The sequence below is a fragment of the Acerihabitans arboris genome, assembly GCF_010131535.1.
GTDB classification, from domain to species: Bacteria; Pseudomonadota; Gammaproteobacteria; order Enterobacterales; family Enterobacteriaceae; genus Acerihabitans; species Acerihabitans arboris.
Genome location: NZ_WUBS01000018.1, coordinates 30,174 through 46,586, shown reverse-complemented (window position 1 = coordinate 46,586; position 16,413 = coordinate 30,174). Strand labels below are relative to the sequence as shown.

General features: G+C 53.5%; 14 protein-coding genes. 5 read left to right on the top strand and 9 right to left on the bottom strand.

Annotation, left to right across the window (positions count from 1 at the left end; all coding sequences use genetic code 11):
- Positions 1-50: 50 nt before the first annotated feature.
- Genes GRH90_RS21895 through GRH90_RS21870 form a run of 6 tightly spaced genes read right to left on the bottom strand, consistent with a single transcriptional unit; the run spans position 51 to position 4,389 of the window.
- Positions 51-728 carry an urease accessory protein UreF gene (locus tag GRH90_RS21895; RefSeq protein ID WP_162368099.1) on the bottom strand — a complete coding sequence of 226 codons (678 nt, stop codon included), beginning with the start codon at positions 726-728 and terminating at the stop codon, positions 51-53.
- 1 nt (position 729) lies between these two features.
- The gene (gene ureE, locus GRH90_RS21890) at positions 730-1,182 is read right to left on the bottom strand and encodes an urease accessory protein UreE (protein WP_162368098.1); all 453 of its coding nucleotides are present in this window, start codon (positions 1,180-1,182) and stop codon (positions 730-732) included.
- A 17-nt stretch (positions 1,183-1,199) separates the two neighbouring features.
- Positions 1,200-2,903: an urease subunit alpha gene (gene ureC, locus GRH90_RS21885; protein ID WP_162368097.1), complete on the bottom strand. Its 1,704-nt coding sequence runs from the start codon at positions 2,901-2,903 to the stop codon at positions 1,200-1,202.
- Positions 2,900-3,217, bottom strand: coding sequence for an urease subunit beta (locus tag GRH90_RS21880; RefSeq protein ID WP_162368096.1), 318 nt, complete (start codon positions 3,215-3,217; stop codon positions 2,900-2,902). Before GRH90_RS21880 ends, ureC begins: the two co-directional genes overlap by 4 nt.
- A gap of 16 nt (positions 3,218-3,233) precedes the next feature.
- Positions 3,234-3,536 (bottom strand): urease subunit gamma, encoded by a 303-nt coding sequence (locus GRH90_RS21875; RefSeq protein WP_162368095.1) that lies wholly within the window; start codon positions 3,534-3,536, stop codon positions 3,234-3,236.
- Between the two features lie 10 nt (positions 3,537-3,546).
- Complete coding sequence (locus tag GRH90_RS21870; protein WP_162368094.1) at positions 3,547-4,389, bottom strand: urease accessory protein UreD; 843 nt, start codon at positions 4,387-4,389, stop codon at positions 3,547-3,549.
- A 598-nt stretch (positions 4,390-4,987) separates the two neighbouring features.
- Here GRH90_RS21870 and GRH90_RS21865 point away from each other — a divergent pair.
- Complete coding sequence (locus GRH90_RS21865; RefSeq protein WP_162368093.1) at positions 4,988-10,804, top strand: hypothetical protein; 5,817 nt, start codon at positions 4,988-4,990, stop codon at positions 10,802-10,804.
- 10 nt (positions 10,805-10,814) lie between these two features.
- Here GRH90_RS21865 and GRH90_RS21860 read toward each other — a convergent pair whose 3' ends face one another.
- Complete coding sequence (locus GRH90_RS21860) at positions 10,815-11,312, bottom strand: GNAT family N-acetyltransferase (RefSeq protein WP_162368092.1); 498 nt, start codon at positions 11,310-11,312, stop codon at positions 10,815-10,817.
- Between the two features lie 145 nt (positions 11,313-11,457).
- Here GRH90_RS21860 and GRH90_RS21855 point away from each other — a divergent pair, with 145 nt between their 5' ends.
- Both GRH90_RS21855 and GRH90_RS21850 read left to right on the top strand, forming a co-directional pair.
- On the top strand, positions 11,458-11,706 hold the full coding sequence (locus GRH90_RS21855; RefSeq protein WP_162368091.1) for a DUF1272 domain-containing protein: 249 nt from the start codon (positions 11,458-11,460) through the stop codon (positions 11,704-11,706).
- A gap of 199 nt (positions 11,707-11,905) precedes the next feature.
- A complete protein-coding gene (locus GRH90_RS21850) occupies positions 11,906-12,088 on the top strand; it encodes a hypothetical protein (protein ID WP_162368090.1) in 183 nt (60 codons plus the stop codon).
- A gap of 102 nt (positions 12,089-12,190) precedes the next feature.
- Here GRH90_RS21850 and GRH90_RS21845 read toward each other — a convergent pair whose 3' ends face one another.
- Both GRH90_RS21845 and GRH90_RS21840 read right to left on the bottom strand, forming a co-directional pair.
- The gene (locus tag GRH90_RS21845) at positions 12,191-13,147 is read right to left on the bottom strand and encodes an aldo/keto reductase (protein ID WP_162368089.1); all 957 of its coding nucleotides are present in this window, start codon (positions 13,145-13,147) and stop codon (positions 12,191-12,193) included.
- 29 nt (positions 13,148-13,176) lie between these two features.
- A complete protein-coding gene (locus GRH90_RS21840) occupies positions 13,177-14,109 on the bottom strand; it encodes a LysR substrate-binding domain-containing protein (protein ID WP_162368088.1) in 933 nt (310 codons plus the stop codon).
- A 262-nt stretch (positions 14,110-14,371) separates the two neighbouring features.
- Between GRH90_RS21840 and GRH90_RS21835 the strand changes: the two genes are divergently transcribed.
- Both GRH90_RS21835 and GRH90_RS21830 read left to right on the top strand, forming a co-directional pair.
- Positions 14,372-15,535 (top strand): methionine aminotransferase, encoded by a 1,164-nt coding sequence (locus GRH90_RS21835; RefSeq protein ID WP_162368087.1) that lies wholly within the window; start codon positions 14,372-14,374, stop codon positions 15,533-15,535.
- Positions 15,536-15,603: 68 nt separating this feature from the next.
- Positions 15,604-16,386 carry an ABC transporter substrate-binding protein gene (locus GRH90_RS21830; protein WP_162368086.1) on the top strand — a complete coding sequence of 261 codons (783 nt, stop codon included), beginning with the start codon at positions 15,604-15,606 and terminating at the stop codon, positions 16,384-16,386.
- The last annotated feature ends 27 nt before the right edge of the window (positions 16,387-16,413 follow it).

The following is a 16,413-nucleotide window of genomic DNA, read 5'->3' as shown; positions in this document are numbered from 1 at the left end:
GGGCCTGGAGGTCGCGGCCAGGGGCCGCGCCGCATTGCCCCGGCAAAGGTTCAGGAACGGAACAGGCGTGAATATTGGGTTTCATGACGGGATGAGGCAATGGCCTGTAAAGGAAAGCTGCCGCCCAGCGCGTCATCGCCCAGCAGCCCGGCCCGGGCAAACGCCGCCGGCAGCAGGGCGGACAGCTCGCGTAACAGGCCTTGCGCTTTTTGCTGGCCGAACGGCACCAGCTTCAACCCCGCCATCACGCCGCTTTCCAGCACGCTGTAGCCGTAGCCCATGGCCAGCGCTTCCAGCGGAATCGCCCACTGCCGGCCCAGCCAGGCCATGCCCGCCAGCTGGCTTTGGCGCAGCGCCGGCAGCCAGGCGTCGTCATGCGGCAAATCCGGCCATTCCAGGATCAGCCGGCTCAACGCCTGGCCCCGCTGCTGTTCTTCAAGCCTAAGCTCGCGGGTCTCGCGGCCGGCCAGCAAGAAATCGCTCCAGCGGGCAAATTGCCCGCTATCGCCCGCCTCGCAGGCCCGGTACAGCCGGATCAAAACCGGCCAGTCCAGGCCGCCGAGGGTATCGGTGATGATATGCCGCTGCCAGTCGGCAAAAGCCTCCCCCGAGGCCACCCAACCGGCTTCCACCGCCCACTCCAATCCCTGGGAATAGGTGAAGCCGCCCACCGGCAGGCTGGGGCTGATAAGCTGCATCAGGCGCAGCAGCGCGGTTTGTTCCAGCATATCAGTGGGGATGGTGGTGGCCGTGCGGCGCGCTCTGGTACGCCCCGGCCTCGGGTTCAAACGCCGCCTGCTCGGTCCGGACCGCCGCGCCCAGCCCCATCACCATCGCGTCCAGCACGTGATCTGGTTGATAGCGCACCCATTCGCGCTCGATCTGCAACGGCACGTGGCGGTTGCCAAGGTGATAACAGATCCGCGCCAGCAGCAGGGCATCGCGCGCATATACCGTGGAAACGGTTTCGGGCGCCGCGATCACCCGCACCACTTCGCCGCCGTCCTCGGTACAGAGCACGTCCCCGCCGCGGATAACCTGCCCGCGCGGCAACAGCAGACCGGCCTCGCGGCCGTCGTCAAGCCGCACCTGCGCCCGGCTTTTGATCCGGGTATCCAGATCCAGCGTCACGGTGGCGGTGACCTCCGGTGCTTGATCAAGGTGTTTCGTTAAAACAATCATCCTGGTTCCCGACGTGGTTAGAAAAGAAAATAGCGCTGCGCCATAGGTAAAACGGCGGCGGGTTCGCAGGTCAGCAGCTCCCCGTCGGCCCGTACCTGATAGGTCTGCGCATCCACCTCGATGGTGGGCTGCCAATGATTATGGATCATATCGGCCTTCCTCACATGGCGGCAGTGCCTGACCTCGCCTATCAGGCTGTTCAGGCCCAGCCTGCCGGCCAGCCCGTCGGCGTATGCCGCGTGGGACAGAAACGTCATGCGGGTGGCGTGGCGCGCGCCGCCGAGCGCGCCGAACATCGGACGGTAATGGACCGGCTGCGGGGTGGGAATCGACGCGTTGGCGTCGCCCATCGGCGCCATGGCGATCATGCCGCCTTTGATGATCAGCGCCGGCTTGACGCCGAAAAACGCCGGCGACCACAATACCAGATCGGCCAGCTTGCCGGGTTCGATGGAGCCGACCTCATGGGAGATGCCGTGGGTAATGGCCGGGTTGATGGTATACTTGGCGATATAACGTTTTACGCGAAAATTGTCGTTGCGCTCGCCGTCGGGCGCGAGCGGGCCGCGCTGCACCTTCATTTTATGCGCCGCCTGCCAGGTGCGCAGGACCACCTCGCCCACCCGCCCCATCGCCTGCGAGTCGGAAGAGAGCATGGAGAAGGCGCCCAGATCGTGCAGGATATCCTCGGCGGCAATGGTTTCACGCCGGATGCGCGATTCGGCGAAGGCCACGTCCTCGGCGATGCCGGCGTCAAGATGGTGGCAGACCATCAGCATATCCAGATGCTCGTCGATGGTATTCACCGTATAAGGCATGGTGGGATTGGTGGAGGAAGGCAGAATATTGCCGAAGCCGCACACCTTGATGATATCCGGCGCATGGCCGCCGCCCGCCCCCTCGGTATGGTAGGTGTGGATGGTGCGATCGCCGATGGCGGCCAGCGTATCCTCGACAAAACCCGCTTCGTTAAGGGTGTCGGTATGGATGGCCACCTGGACATCGTAGTTATCCGCCACGCCCAGGCAGCAGTCGATGGACGCGGGCGTGGTGCCCCAGTCCTCGTGCAGTTTCAGGCCGATGGCGCCGGCTTCCACCTGCTCCGCCAGCGCTTCCGGTTTCGACGCGTTGCCTTTACCGGTAAAACCGATATTGACCGGCAGGGTTTCCGCCGCCTGCAGCATGCGCGCCAAATACCAGGGGCCGGGGGTGCAGGTGGTGGCGTTGGTGCCCGCCGCGGGTCCCGTGCCGCCGCCAATCATGGTCGTCACGCCGGCGCAGATGGCTTCCTCCACCTGCTGCGGGCAGATAAAGTGGATATGCGCGTCGATACCGCCGGCGGTGACGATTTTCCCCTCCGCCGCCACCACTTCGGTGCCGGGGCCGATGGGAATGGTGACGCCGGGCTGGATATCCGGGTTGCCGGCCTTGCCGATGCCGACGATACGACCGTCCTTAACGCCGATATCCGCTTTGACAATCCCCCAGTGATCGATAATCAGGGCATTGGTCAGCACCAGATCGACACAAAACGCCGAGGTCATCTGCCCCTGCCCCATGCCGTCGCGGATCACCTTGCCGCCGCCGAACTTCACCTCTTCGCCATAGAGGGTAAAGTCCTTTTCCACCTCGATCCACAGCTCGGTGTCCGCCAGCCGCAGCCGGTCGCCCACGGTGGGACCAAACATTTCCGCATACGCGCGGCGAGAAATCCTGCTCATGACGATGGCTCCAGCTTGCCCATGATCTCGGCGCGAAAACCATAGACTTCGCGTTTGCCGGCATAGGCCACCAGGGTGACATCACGCGATTGCCCCGGCTCGAAGCGCACCGCCGTACCGGCGGCGATGTCCAGCCTGAACCCGCGCGCGCGCGGACGGTCGAATTTCAGCGCCGGATTGACCTCGAAAAAATGGTAGTGAGACCCTACCTGTACCGGCCGGTCTCCATGATTGGCGACGGTGACCGTTACCCGCTCGCGGTCGGTATTAAGCTCGATTTCACCCTCGGCGATGCACATTTCACCAGGTATCATAACGCCTCGCTGTTTGTCAGATTATCGGATCGTGGACCGTCACCAGTTTGGTGCCGTCGGGGAAAGTCGCCTCCACCTGCACGTCGGGGATCATTTCCGGCACGCCTTCCATCACATCATCCCGGGTGAGGACCTCGCGCCCCAGGCTCATCAGCTCGGCCACCGTCAGTCCGTCGCGCGCGCCTTCCAGGATCGCCGCGCTTATCAACGCCACCGCCTCAGGATAATTCAGCTTCAGCCCACGGGCCTGTCGCCGTTCCGCCAATAGCGCCGCGGTAAACAGCAACAGCTTGTCTTTTTCTCTCGGGGTTAGTTCCATTCACTGCTCCTCAGGTTGCCCAGATGCGGGGCGCTACCGCGTCCAGCCCCAGCATCCTGGGCCGTAAATATGCCCAGATACGGTGCAGCAGTTGCTGCAGCCGCTGATTGTCATTATCCAGCACTCGCACCACCAACAAAGAATCCAGCAGGCTGGCGCCGGCCGCCGGCACGGCGGCCTCCTCCAGCAGCAGGCGCACCCCCGCCAGCATCGCCTCGCTGACCGGCGTGGCATAGAAAGTGGCGCTTAACGGATAGCCGCCCAGTTTTTCCAGCCGGCCCGCGCCGATGCGCAGGCGTTCGAACAGGCCCGGGCACCCCGGGAGGATAATCCGCAGGGACGCATTCAGGCAACCATCGGTAAACGCCTCGCCGGCCGCCGGCCGGCCGAGGCACAACGTGTCGAATCCCAGCAGGCGCGCGCCGGGCGAGAGCCGGAACTCGGTATCGATGGCAACCCTGGCGGCCGGGAAAAAAATATTATCCTGCGGCAGCCATTCCAGGATGCTGCCCTCACCGAGCAAAAACCGTTGCGACACCCGGGCCAGCTCGCCCGCGCTGCGATAAAACTTGGTGGCTCCCGGCATGGTCAGCAGCGCGTGGCTGCCCGCGTCCAGGGTGACCGATAATTCAAGCCGGTCGCCGCCGACCACGCCGCCGGGGGGATGCAGCAGATACACATGCGGATGATCGGCTTGGGGATAAAATGCCCGCTGCACCCGGTAAGGCCCGCTATGCCGTCGCGTCGTCAGCAGCGTCCGGCCCCGGCGGAGCTCAAATCCCAGCTGGAGTTTTCCCAGCCATCCTGGGTGCGCCCGCGGCGACGGATCGGCTAAAACAGTGTCATTTGTCATAAAACCTTATTGCGTGCCACGTCGTTAAAATGGGTGGAGCGGTCACCGGCTTGCCATACTATTCGCCTTCATTCAAGGCCATAACTTAGTGCAAAACCGGTGCAAAAACCGCGCCAGTTATAACCGGAGCATAATCGGTCAAGACAGGGCCACGACGCACCATCATCGCGCCGCGCGCGCACCATAACTAATCATCACCGCCGGAACGCCCCAACTTGGTGCGCGTCGCCCGGAGAAATATTAAGTTGTTTCACGACGACGTTTAAAAGACTCATCATGTTGTTAACCGAAACCCAAGGTAATAAAGCAGACAAACCAGATTTTAACAGGTAATGTCTGTAACAAACGCCACTCAATATTAAGTAAAATAAATCTCTAATTGATATTAATTCATATTTAAAACATTATTTCATCTCATTTTTATTATTAATAAAAATACTTTGGTCAAAAACTTTAAAGCCAAATAAATTTCATAATGCCTTGCATTACCAATAATTATTTAAGGAAATAAATTGAATGAATGAATGAATGGAATCATCCCCTGCAAAAAAAACGTCAATGAAGAGTTCACCTCTCATAAACTATTAGGAACACCATAATGAAAAACATCTCATATTCTAACAGTACGTATCCGGTAAGCATCCCCTACCCGCAGTCATCCATTCCCTGCCCCCGCGAAAACCAGACAGGATTGCCTAACCCGATTACTGGCCAACACCCGGGCGACCAACGGAAAAACACGCCTGGACGTCGGCATGCGCCGTTCGTTCAAACAACGTCGGCCGGGCAGTATGACAATGCGGATAACCTCAGGATTGATAATTTATATTCATGCGTTGCGGAATTAACGCGACAGCCGGAAAGCCTGCTGAAAAATAAGGGTAGTAAATATATAAAAATATTCCTGGATGGTCAAAAAAAATCCATATTCACCAAAATAATTACCCTGTCAAGCGGCAGGGAGATTTATGTCGGGAATATTTCAGGGAGGATGATGGTTTCAGATGGAGAAATTTACCATCTGGAATACTCGCGCCCCCATTACCCTATAAACCTGTCTTGCCCCCTGATGCTAATCTGGGCGCAAGTAAGCCTGTATTTTTGCCATCCGCAAGCGTGGCATGGCTCACCGCCGCTTACGCCCGACATCACCGGGAGGTCGCGGGAGCGCCCATATGAGAAAACCACTCCCTATTGCGCTGCGCCATCCGGAGCGGCGCAATTTTTTTCCTGCTGGAAAGATAGGATCCTGCAGCCTGTCAAAGCGTTGTTAAATGTGTTTAATCTTCCCGCCGCCTCGGCCCAGGATATGCATGAAGATCCTGATAGTCATGAAGAAACCGTGGATCAGCTATGGCCGACTGATATTCATGATCTCCTCGCGGGTGAAATAAACCCAAGGGTAAATTTGCATGGATGCAGACCCGACATACCGGACGCGCAAAATGAAACATATTTCACCATTGGTAAATCCTTATCTTTCATGATAGATGGGGAAGAAACCACTCTGATTATACCCCATCGTGACGCGCAATTAGAGTTCGAGCGTTTGGTATCCGTATTCTCCCTAATAACATTCCCCACAAATGATTCACTGAGTGCGCTTTTAGCTTTTGATGAATATGTCGGTGAAAAGGTTCAGGATTTTTTCGATCAGGGCACACTTTCGCTGAAAGATCGGGAAACTATATATCTCATATTATTAAAAGGTAAAATCGAAGCCGTCATTACTGAATATTTATTGAGTAAAAACGCCAGCAGCGCAACTAAACATGCCATACTAAAATATGCCAAGGGGCAAATATTTATCAATTTTTTTATCAAAATAGAGCTTGATAAACTAAATATGCTTTCCCGTAATTTTGAAATTGATAACATCTGCGAAACGGTTGAGTATAAAAAAGGAGTGACGTTTGGCGACGCGAGAAATAACGTACTCGCCCTATACAGAAATGCGGCTCATGATCAAAAACTAAAATATATAGAGCATTACAAAACACTGCTATTGATGGAAGAAGCTAAAATGGAGTATTGCAGTGAACTTTATGTTTATCCAAAAGCGACAACACTTGAAAAGGTTATTTACAACAATGATATGAAATTACTCGAGGCATTGTTCGAAGAAGATAACATCAAAGTTAACGATATCATTAAAAAAAGAATTTTTTATAGTATTTATGACTTTACGCGCAAGAATGACATTAGCCTGCAAAGCGAAAACCTGCTCATCCCAGGAGAATTAACAAAATTTAACGCCATATTTGATGAGATTGATTTTGAAATAAAAGAAGAGGAAATACTTAACCACTTCTCTAATGAGATCATTAGTTACTGCAGTCTAAAACCCGAAACTGCTGAACAATTAGTTAAGGTTCTAAAAGTCGTTGAATTATTCAGGAACGCAGAAGACGATGAAGATAACAAAAACCATTGGAGTGAAAATAACCTCAATCCATTCTTGATGGCGAAAAATTTATATCATGACCTTATTAGCTCCAACACGGAGGAAAAAACCCGGATGGTGTGGCCAAAAGAATGGTATGAGGATTATAAAAAACAGTTGATTCTTGACAAAACTTCGTATTTGATGACGGATATTATGATACATTTTCAGAATAATTTTAATCGCGATACCAAGATATTTTTAGGACTAAATGAGTTTGATGAACCTGAGGATGAAGAACAGCGTATTACTAACGCAAAAATTGCGGCGGTTGAGTTATCCCTGCCATTTGAAATAAAAAAAGGCGATTATGATTCATATATAAAACATTATCGAAACAGTATTTCTCAAGGTTATATTGAGTTATTAATTTCAGCGGCGGCGCATTGGAACTTATCCAACCATCGAGGGATGGGGGTAAACGCGACACTCTGGGATGCGCATTTTTTAATGATTGTCCGAAGTTTCAGCGAGCAGGAACACAATATAGCAACAGAGCTGCACGCGGCTGCTACGGAAAAATTTTCCAGTGTTTATAACTTAAAACCGTCCGGTGAATTTGATAATAAACAAGACTATTTCAGTCAATTCACTGAATATAAAATCCACATGATTAATAAAGAAGCCAGGTTTAAAACTTTTTTTGCCGTGAAATATTCTTCTTTGGGTTACTATGACCTTATTTATAATCCCAAAGCGGCTTACACTTTTAAAGTATTTTCCAGGAAATATATTGAAAATACCCTAGCTCACGCCCCAAGCGTGTTAACGCCGGCGACCAACCTAGGTTTTGTTTCTATTGTCTTAACTCAGTCTGAACGCTTAATCATGATTTCGACATTGTCTGACTTTGCCTCGCTTATTGATGTTTCACAGCTGCGGGATACAATGCTGATTACCCGGCTGATTTCGGAATGGAAAGAAGCGCCGGACCACCTTGAGGTGAAAAGCCGCAATAAATTTCCCGTCACGATGGACGAACTGAATTTGTTATTTTTGTGCTGCGGGGAAAACAATTTGGACGTCAATCTGTCTTTAGATTTACTGCTGATAAAACCCGCGGATAACCAGCATTCTAATCCATCGTCTGAATTTTCCTTTGCGGCAGTTAAAGAATTTGATACTGACCAAAATTTACGAGGTTTTATCGACACGCTAAACCGTAAGACTCTGATTGAAGTTTGTAATGGTTTGAAAGAGCCCTTGCGGACTTATACTTGGATTGATTATGTTACTATGAATATTCCCTTCTATCACATTATTGAACGATACTGGTATGATGCCGACATGGAGTTGACTTTTGAAGATGTTTTTTTTGATATATTTGATCTATTGATCGCGTTAGTTCCTACAGGATTTTCCATTAACAAATTATCCCGGAATTATATATCATTGATCATACGCTCCGCTAAAAAGCAAAAGATTCCTAAGCATTTGCTTAAGCGTTTTTTTATCACCGAATTCTCAAAACTGACACCGTCGATGATCGCCGCTATAACAAAGACGCTTTCAAGTGATTTATTGCAATTCATGACGCCATTGCCGTTATCGGTTCGCACTACAATAAACTTACCGATATATTGTTATAATAATCTGAAAAAGAACATGTTTTTCGTAAATGCAAAAACAAAATTGAAAAAAACGCTAAAACAAAGTTTTCGCAAGGAATGGAGTGTTGATATCGGTGTCGATAAGCTGACGCCAATGTTGGGCGGGGTATATATAGAAAATGGGTGGAAAGATAAAACTCGCCATTTTATCAAAGACCACAACGAAGTCTTCCAGGTCAGACACGATGAAAAAAGCCAAATTTGGCGGGTACTCGATCCCAGTAAGGATGGCGATATCAACAATGCCATTGCCGTCGTACCGCAGGGAGAAGATATGTGGGCATTAAGTCCGGTAAGTGAACGAATGGGTTCATCGATATTTTCGCAGCGAAATCTAGGTCGAAACATGAGGGCTATCATCAAAGATCTTGAAATTGAGCAGCTAGCCATCGTACAATCAACCGCCACGATTGAAAATAATTACTTCGCATATCATACTAAAATGCTCAGTTTTTTTTTGGATGAAAATGGAGAATACATAAATGAACTTTTATCCACTAACTATGATAAAGAAGCTATTCTCTCAGCACTAACCGATCGTCTTACCGGCACGGTCGCAAGAGACATCGTGTTTCCCGGCGAGGATTATTCAACGCTGCAAAACATCTTAATTCATGAATTTTATAGCATCCCTGAAAAATTTGAAACGCACATCAGCTACCGGTCGGTCAATTTTTGGCTCAATGAGGAAGATTACGATCCTATTAATCATCTGTTGATTAAAGTAAAAATCGGCGACTTCGTTTATATTTTAGATGTCAGGGCGATCCGGCCCTTAACGAATATAAACGCTAATATGTATCAGGTTTACCTGGAAAACAATTGGTTGCTGAACTATAAGAATAATTTACCCAATATATTCGCGCTGGTCAAATTCAAAGATTACAATAGCATTAAAGAAGCGCTATCATTTTCACAAGGAGAAAATGTTTCGCCTTCCATGATCATTACTGATGCATATCTGCTTAGGGAACCGAAATGGTATAGGAGCACAGTGTTGAAAAACAAGTACTCTTTTATAAAAAAGACACGCCCTATATTATCCCTGGAGATGTCCAACTTTCGGGGTATCTGCAGAAAAGCAATCAGGAAGATGGGGACCACGACCTCACCTGAGGTTATCCCCCCTAAAATATTGCGCAAGGCGGGCGTTATCGACAAGCGCCAGGCTGATATGCTTCTCATGCGCCTTCAAAACTCAAAAACCAGCATTATGGCGGCAAGTATATTTCTTGATGCCGGTTCGTTGGTGCCGGATCTTAACACCCTTATAAAAATCAATCCGGGAAAACTTGTGCTGTGTTATGGCCGGGACGAGCTATTGCAACATACCCTAATAAGCATTGGCGGCGGTCGTTTTGCCGGCGCGGGAAATTCATTTTTTGATCCCCGCTTGTCTGACCGGGCGGCAATACTGATGGCGGAGGAGTTGGGAGAATTTAGTGATCAAAAACTGACCCCCAGGAGCAATACCTCCCCGCTTAACGTTATCGTTGGTAACGTCAAGGGCGCCGCCGACCTGTCGCCGGTAATCTCCCCTCCCCTGGCGCGGGACAAAGTGCTGTCAATCAGAGGGGATGGCGAACCGCTCGTCCAACAGGGGGTTCCATCAACCCGCGAGGGAATGCTGCTCGGCGATAGCTGGGAGCTTCATGCCATTAGCGGCATGAAAACCCATATTCAGATCAAAATGCACGGCGCGCCTTTTAATGTCAATTACATGGATGCGGCAGAATTTTCCCATGTCGTTCGCGGCCTGTTGCTGGCTAACCCGGACAAATATGATTTGGCCAGATTGCAAAGCATCGACCTGTACTCGTGTTTTAGCGGCTTTGGCGGGAAATATTCCATGGCGCAAACGCTGGCAAACGAGTTGCAGGTGCAGGTCAGGGGTTATCCCGGATTTATTAGCCGGGACATTGAACAAAGACATCCCGCATGGTTTAAAACCTACATGCCCATTAAGCCCAAAGGAGAAGATGACAGAAATTCTTATACTCAGGCACAACACGCGGCCAAAATGGAAAGCCTACGGATAAGGCATGGCGAACTGCATGATTTTGTCGCCTATTTGATGAAGTTAAGAAATAAAGCGCGCATATTCCGGCACAAACGCTCTTTTGCCAGTATCGCTAAAATCCAAACCGAGCTGGCCCAGCTTATACTGGGTAATATCTCTCTTGGCAGTTTCGTCGATACATTTGATATTCAGGAAGAATCAGAAAATGTATTAACAAAGATATTAATCGAGTATCAATTTGATGATAACATTTCGGATGATATCTTTTTACAACTCTATTTTGATATCATTTTCACCGTCGAGCGCTTTAGGGAAATCCGGAAAAATTGGTCATGGATTTAAGCACCGGGAGTCACGACCGCAGCATAGCGTACATGGCGGTATCCCAGCGCTGCTGGCCCACTTTCACCGAGCTGCGGCGTACGCCTTCACGGATAAAACCCAGTTTTTCGTAGGTATGGATAGCCGCCTGGTTAAAGGTGTAGACATTCAACTCCAGACGTTCAATAGCAGGCAAGGCGAATACCAGCTCGATTATCCGGGTCAGGAAGGGGACGGCAATCCCCTGCCCCCGCTGTTCCGGGTTAACGGCTACCCGCCCCAGCAGGGCCACGCCGTTACGCCAGTCAAAGGTTACCTGGGCATGAGCGGTGGCCGCGCCCGGCGGCCCGGCGCAAAACAGCCACCTGCGGGGCGGCGCGCCGGCCGATTCGGCGAGCATTTCGGCTAATTGCGGCGGGTCCAGGGGGAAACGCGGCAGTGGGCCACCCCACTGCGCCAGCTCTTTTTCCGAGGTAAACCAGCGGCAAATTCCGGTAAAATCAGCTTCCTCGATATTACGGATATCCATTCAACCCCACCTTTAGGAAATTAACCTGATGCCACTATATCTGTCCCGGAATGTACCTGACATTGGCCGCTTTTGACCTGTACTATATAAATATATTTTGCTAAAAATCACAAGGTGCCTTGAATAATCTTGCCGGGAGAAAGTGATGCTGGAATTACGCCCGAACTGCGAACGTTGTGATTGCGATTTACCCGCCGAAAGCCATCAGGCCCGCATATGCTCCTATGAATGCACCTTCTGCGCCGGCTGCGCCGAAAACCATCTTGATAACCGTTGTCCCAACTGCGGCGGGGAATTAGTCGCCAGGCCGGTGCGTCCCCCCCATCGCCTTAAACTGCACCCCGCCTCCACGCTGCGCATAATAGCAAAAGCACCGCTAGTCCCCGGCCGATAAAAGCGGGAACCTCGCTAAAAAGTTAACTTTCAGCTATCGAATCCATCTATAAAAGCAGCTATCAAAGATTGGGCATTAACGTAGTATGCCCTAATTGGCGACAAGGGAATGATGACCCTTCGGTGCTGGTCGATAACTGTTTTAACCCCTTATTCGGCTCAGGCATTCCGCGTAAAATTAACTTTAATCGAGGCATAAAATGTATAATTTTTCACGTTTTCAGGCAAAAGAATTAGCATTGGCCTATATGAGCGGCAAAGCCGCCGGCCTGACGCCGGAGGAATTTTTCCAACAGGTAGTGAAAGTCGAAAAATCATTTGATTCCCTGATCAGGACCGGGACCGCGCTGCCGGCTAAAGGTGTGCTGGTCAAATCCTTCTGATTATTCCCCGCTGCCGTAAACAGGACATTGCCGCCGTGGCGCGGCTTTACGCCGGCGCGCTCCCGGGATGACGTCGGCCGCCGCCCGAGAGCGCCGTCAGGGTTATTTCCAGGCGCTGGCTTCGTCCAATTGCCTGTAATCCTCGTCGCTTAGCCGCAGAGCGAGCGCTTTTACCAGTTCGTCCAGTTGCTCCACCGACGTGGCGCTGGCGATGGGCGCCGTGATGCCGGGACGTTTCAATAGCCAGGCCAGCGCCACCTGGGTCGGCGTAACCCGGTGCTGCTCGCTGACCGCGTCCAGGGTATGCAGTATGCGAATGCCGCGATCGTTGAGATAGGCTTCAACCACGCTGTTACCGCGCCGGCTTTTAGCGGCATCCTCGCGGCCACGGTATTTACCGGTCAGGAAGCCGCTGGCCAGCGCGTAGAAGTTGATAACGCCCACGCCGTGCGCGGTGACCACCGGCGCCAGGTTTTGCTCATATTCCTGGCGATCGTAGAGGTTGTACTTAGGTTGCAGCGTCTCATAGCGCGCCAGGCCGTTCTGCTCGCTGATGCGTAGCGCCTCCGCCAGCCGCGGGCCTGCGTAGTTCGACGCGCCGATGGCCCGTACCTTGCCCTCGTTGATCAACGCGTCAAACGCGGCCAGGGTCTCTTCCAGCGGCACGGATTGATCATCGTCGTGGGATTGGTACAAATCGATATAGTCGGTTTGCAGGCGTCTAAGCGAATCCTCCACCGCGCGTTTGATATAGCCCGCCGACAGGCCTTTTTTATCGCCGCCCATGGGCTTGCCCACCTTGGTGGCGATAATCATCTCATCACGCCTGCCGCTTTTTTTCAGCCAGTCGCCGATAATGGTTTCGGATTCGCCGCCCTGGTTGCCGTCTACCCAGGCCGAATACACATCGGCCGTATCGATGAAATTCAGCCTGCGCTCCACCAGCGCGTCAAGCATCCCGAAGGACGTCTGCCTGTCGATAGTCCAGCCAAACACATTGCCGCCGAAGGTCAGCGGTGGAACGGTAATTCCGGAACGACCCAAGGTTCTTGTTTCCATTGTCATGTCCTCTTCTTGTTGCTATAGCTTTAGCGCCTTGCCAGATTAACTACCTTAGCATTCCCCAGGTTTAGCGCCAGCCTTTGCCGGCTGTCACGCGCCTCCCGTTCCAGCCAGTGCTTGAACAGCACCAGCGGCGGCGACAGCACTTTCTGTTCGGGATGGATCAAATAATAGGACGCGCCGCTTTGTATGCACAGGGGAAAAGGCGCTATCAGGCGCCGGGCCTGCAGGTCGAACTCCAGCAGGCAAAGATCGCCCATGGCGATGCCATACCCTTGCAGGGCCGCCGTCATGGCTAAATCCAGCGTATCGAAATGCTGGGCCTTGGTCGGCGGCGGCGCGTCGCAGCCGGCCGTCCTCAGCCATAACAGCCAATCGCGGCGATCGCGGGTGGGATGGAGCAGGGTTTTATCGGCCAGCCGGGCGACGGCGTCACCCTGCCCGCGCCATAATTCCGGTATGCAGACCGGCGTGAGCACCTCATCGAACAGATGGGTGGTCTGTACCCGTTTATTGTCCGGCCGGCCGAATACCACCGCCGCGTCAAAATGTTCGCTGGCGAAATTGACCCCATGGGAAATGGCGGTGGTCAGGGCGATATCGATTTCAGGATGCTGGTTCTGCAGTTGGATAATGCGGGGCAACAGCCAGCGCATGGCGCAGGTTGGGCACTTAACCCGCAGGGTGCCCGCCGGTCGGCCGGCGAGGGCCAGCGTCGAGTCGATTTGCCCCATCGCCTGCTGCAACGGCGCCAGCAGGGCCAGGCCCGGTTCGGTCAGGGCCAGCCCCCGCGCCTGGCGGATAAACAGCGCGCAGCCCAGATGCTGTTCCAGCCCGGCTATCTGGCGGCTGACGGCCCCCTGGGTAAGATGCATATGCCGGGCGGCATGGGTAAAATTCAGCCGCTCCGCGACGACGATAAAGGTTTTCAGCACATCCAGCGAGGGCAGCGGATTCATGTCGCCGCCCCGGGCGGGCAGAGGATAAAGAGTGCGTCCACGGGCAGGGCTCCCTGGTCCGGATTGCCGGTTATCCCGCTGACGCGGGCGGCAAGGTTGCCGTCTCGATGTCCTTCCCTTGCCGCGGCCATGTTTCAGGATCATGGCATCTATGATAAAGGATCGGTTGTCGTCGCGACGGATATGTTGCTTAATCATTATTCATTTAGCCACAAGTGTCACGGTTTTATGCCGTTTTAACCGCACCCGGAGGAAGTTACCCATGCAGAGCGTTATTCCGCCCCGCTCTAAGTTGCCCGATGTCGGCACCACTATTTTCACCACTATCGGACAGCTGAGCGCCGAACACCAGGCCCTTAATCTTTCATCGGGGGCGCCGAGCTTTGACTGCGATCCGCTGTTGATAGACAGCACCGCGAGAGCCATGCGCGCCGGACATAACCAATATGCGCCAATGCCCGGCCTGCCGGCTCTGCGCGAGGCGCTGGCGGATAAAGTGGCGCGCCTGTACGGCGGCCGGTACGACCCGGAAAGCGAAATCACCATTCTCGCCAGCGCCAGCCAGGGGCTTTACAGCGCCATCAGCGCCCTGGTGCATCCGGGCGACGAGGTGATCTATTTTGAACCGGCGTTCGACAGCTATTCCCCCATCGCGCGTTTGCAGGGCGCGGTGCCGGTGCCGGTGAAAATGTCGCTCGAAAACTACCGTATCGATTGGGACGCGGTGGCCGCGGCAGTTACCCCGCGCACCCGCATGATTATCGTCAACAGCCCGCATAATCCCACCGGGATGGTATTCGGCGAACAGGATATCCAGCGGCTTACCGCCCTGACCGCCGGCACCGATATCCTGATACTGTCGGACGAAGTATATGAGCATGTGGTGTTTGACGGCGTTCCCCACCGCAGCATGGCTGCGTATCCCGCGCTGGCCGAGCGCAGCGTGGTGGTGTCGTCCTTCGGTAAAACCTACAGCGTCACCGGCTGGCGCGTGGGCTATTGCCTGGCGCCGGCCGAACTGATGCTGGAAATCCGCAAGGTGCACCAGTTCATGGTCTTTGCCGCCGATACGCCGATGCAATATGCCTTTGCCGAGGCGTTGACCCGGCCGGAAAGTTATCTCGGCCTGTCGGCTTTTTATCAGCAAAAGCGCGATATATTGGCCACTGCCCTGCGGGATTCGCCGTTTAAACTGCTGCCCAGCGGCGGCAGCTTTTTCCTGCTGGCGCAGTTTAGTCATTTCTCGGCGGACAGCGATAACGATATGGTTATAAAATTAATCCGCGATGCCAAAGTCTCATCCATACCCCTGTCGGCGTTTTACCACGACGGCGCCGATACCGGGATGATCAGGCTGAGTTTCGCCAAGGATGAACAGACGTTGCTTGAAGGCGCGCGCAGGCTCTGCGCATGGCGGCCGGAGTAGGCCGGGCCATGGGCGACCCCGATCGCCGTTTTTTATGTCGTTTTTATCTACCTATGACGGGACACGCAATGAAAAAAATAGCCACCCTATTACTGTTTATGTGCGGCATGGCCGCGATACCGGCCATGGCGGACGAGGGCAAAATCCGCTTCGGCCTGGAAGCGCTCTACCCACCGTTTGAATCCAAATCGCCCACCGGGGAACTGCAGGGCTTTGATATCGATCTGGGCAATGCCGTATGCCAGGCCGCCGGGGTAAAATGCGAATGGCTGGATACCTCTTTTGACGGCTTGATCCCGGCGTTGCAAGGGCGCAAATTCGACGCCATCAACTCGGCGATGAATGTCACGGAAAAGCGCCGCCAGGCGATTGATTTCACCCAGGTGATTTACCGGGTGCCCACTAAACTGATCGCCCGCGCCGGCGCCGGACTGCAGCCGACCCCTGAATCGCTGAAAGGCAAAAGCGTCGGCGTATTGCAGGGATCGATCCAGGAATCCTATGCCAACGCCCACTGGGCCGGCAAAGGCGTGAACGTGGTGGCCTACCAGGATCAGAACCAGGTTTATATGGACCTGACCTCGGGTCGCCTGGACGGCACGCTGGTGCTGGCGCCGGCCGGGCAGTCCGGTTTCCTGTCGCAGCCGCAGGGCAAGGGTTTCGCGTTTAGCGGACCCGCGGTCAGCGATGACGCCATCCTCGGCAGCGGCATCGCCTTCGGTATCCGCAAAGGCGACGACGTCCTGAAAAAACAGCTGGACGACGCCATCGCCAAGGTGAAAGCCCAGGGGACGATCGGCACCCTGGCGAAGAAATATTTCGGCGATATCGATGTGTCGGCGGCCAACTGATAAGCGCTCCCGCCCCGGACATGGCGT

Bases quoted from the DNA above. Each gene is read 5' to 3' on its own strand.
- GRH90_RS21835 (WP_162368087.1), top strand. From the start codon at position 14,372: ATGCAGAGCGTTATTCCGCCCCGCTCTAAGTTGCCCGATGTCGGCACC.
- GRH90_RS21865 (WP_162368093.1), top strand. From the start codon at position 4,988: ATGAAAAACATCTCATATTCTAACAGTACGTATCCGGTAAGCATCCCC.
- ureE (WP_162368098.1), bottom strand. From the start codon at position 1,182: ATGATTGTTTTAACGAAACACCTTGATCAAGCACCGGAGGTCACCGCC.
- ureC (WP_162368097.1), bottom strand. From the start codon at position 2,903: ATGAGCAGGATTTCTCGCCGCGCGTATGCGGAAATGTTTGGTCCCACC.
- GRH90_RS21855 (WP_162368091.1), top strand. From the start codon at position 11,458: ATGCTGGAATTACGCCCGAACTGCGAACGTTGTGATTGCGATTTACCC.
- GRH90_RS21860 (WP_162368092.1), bottom strand. From the start codon at position 11,312: ATGGATATCCGTAATATCGAGGAAGCTGATTTTACCGGAATTTGCCGC.
- GRH90_RS21850 (WP_162368090.1), top strand. From the start codon at position 11,906: ATGTATAATTTTTCACGTTTTCAGGCAAAAGAATTAGCATTGGCCTAT.
- GRH90_RS21840 (WP_162368088.1), bottom strand. From the start codon at position 14,109: ATGAATCCGCTGCCCTCGCTGGATGTGCTGAAAACCTTTATCGTCGTC.
- GRH90_RS21880 (WP_162368096.1), bottom strand. From the start codon at position 3,217: ATGATACCTGGTGAAATGTGCATCGCCGAGGGTGAAATCGAGCTTAAT.
- GRH90_RS21870 (WP_162368094.1), bottom strand. From the start codon at position 4,389: ATGACAAATGACACTGTTTTAGCCGATCCGTCGCCGCGGGCGCACCCA.
- GRH90_RS21895 (WP_162368099.1), bottom strand. From the start codon at position 728: ATGCTGGAACAAACCGCGCTGCTGCGCCTGATGCAGCTTATCAGCCCC.
- GRH90_RS21875 (WP_162368095.1), bottom strand. From the start codon at position 3,536: ATGGAACTAACCCCGAGAGAAAAAGACAAGCTGTTGCTGTTTACCGCG.
- GRH90_RS21830 (WP_162368086.1), top strand. From the start codon at position 15,604: ATGAAAAAAATAGCCACCCTATTACTGTTTATGTGCGGCATGGCCGCG.
- GRH90_RS21845 (WP_162368089.1), bottom strand. From the start codon at position 13,147: ATGGAAACAAGAACCTTGGGTCGTTCCGGAATTACCGTTCCACCGCTG.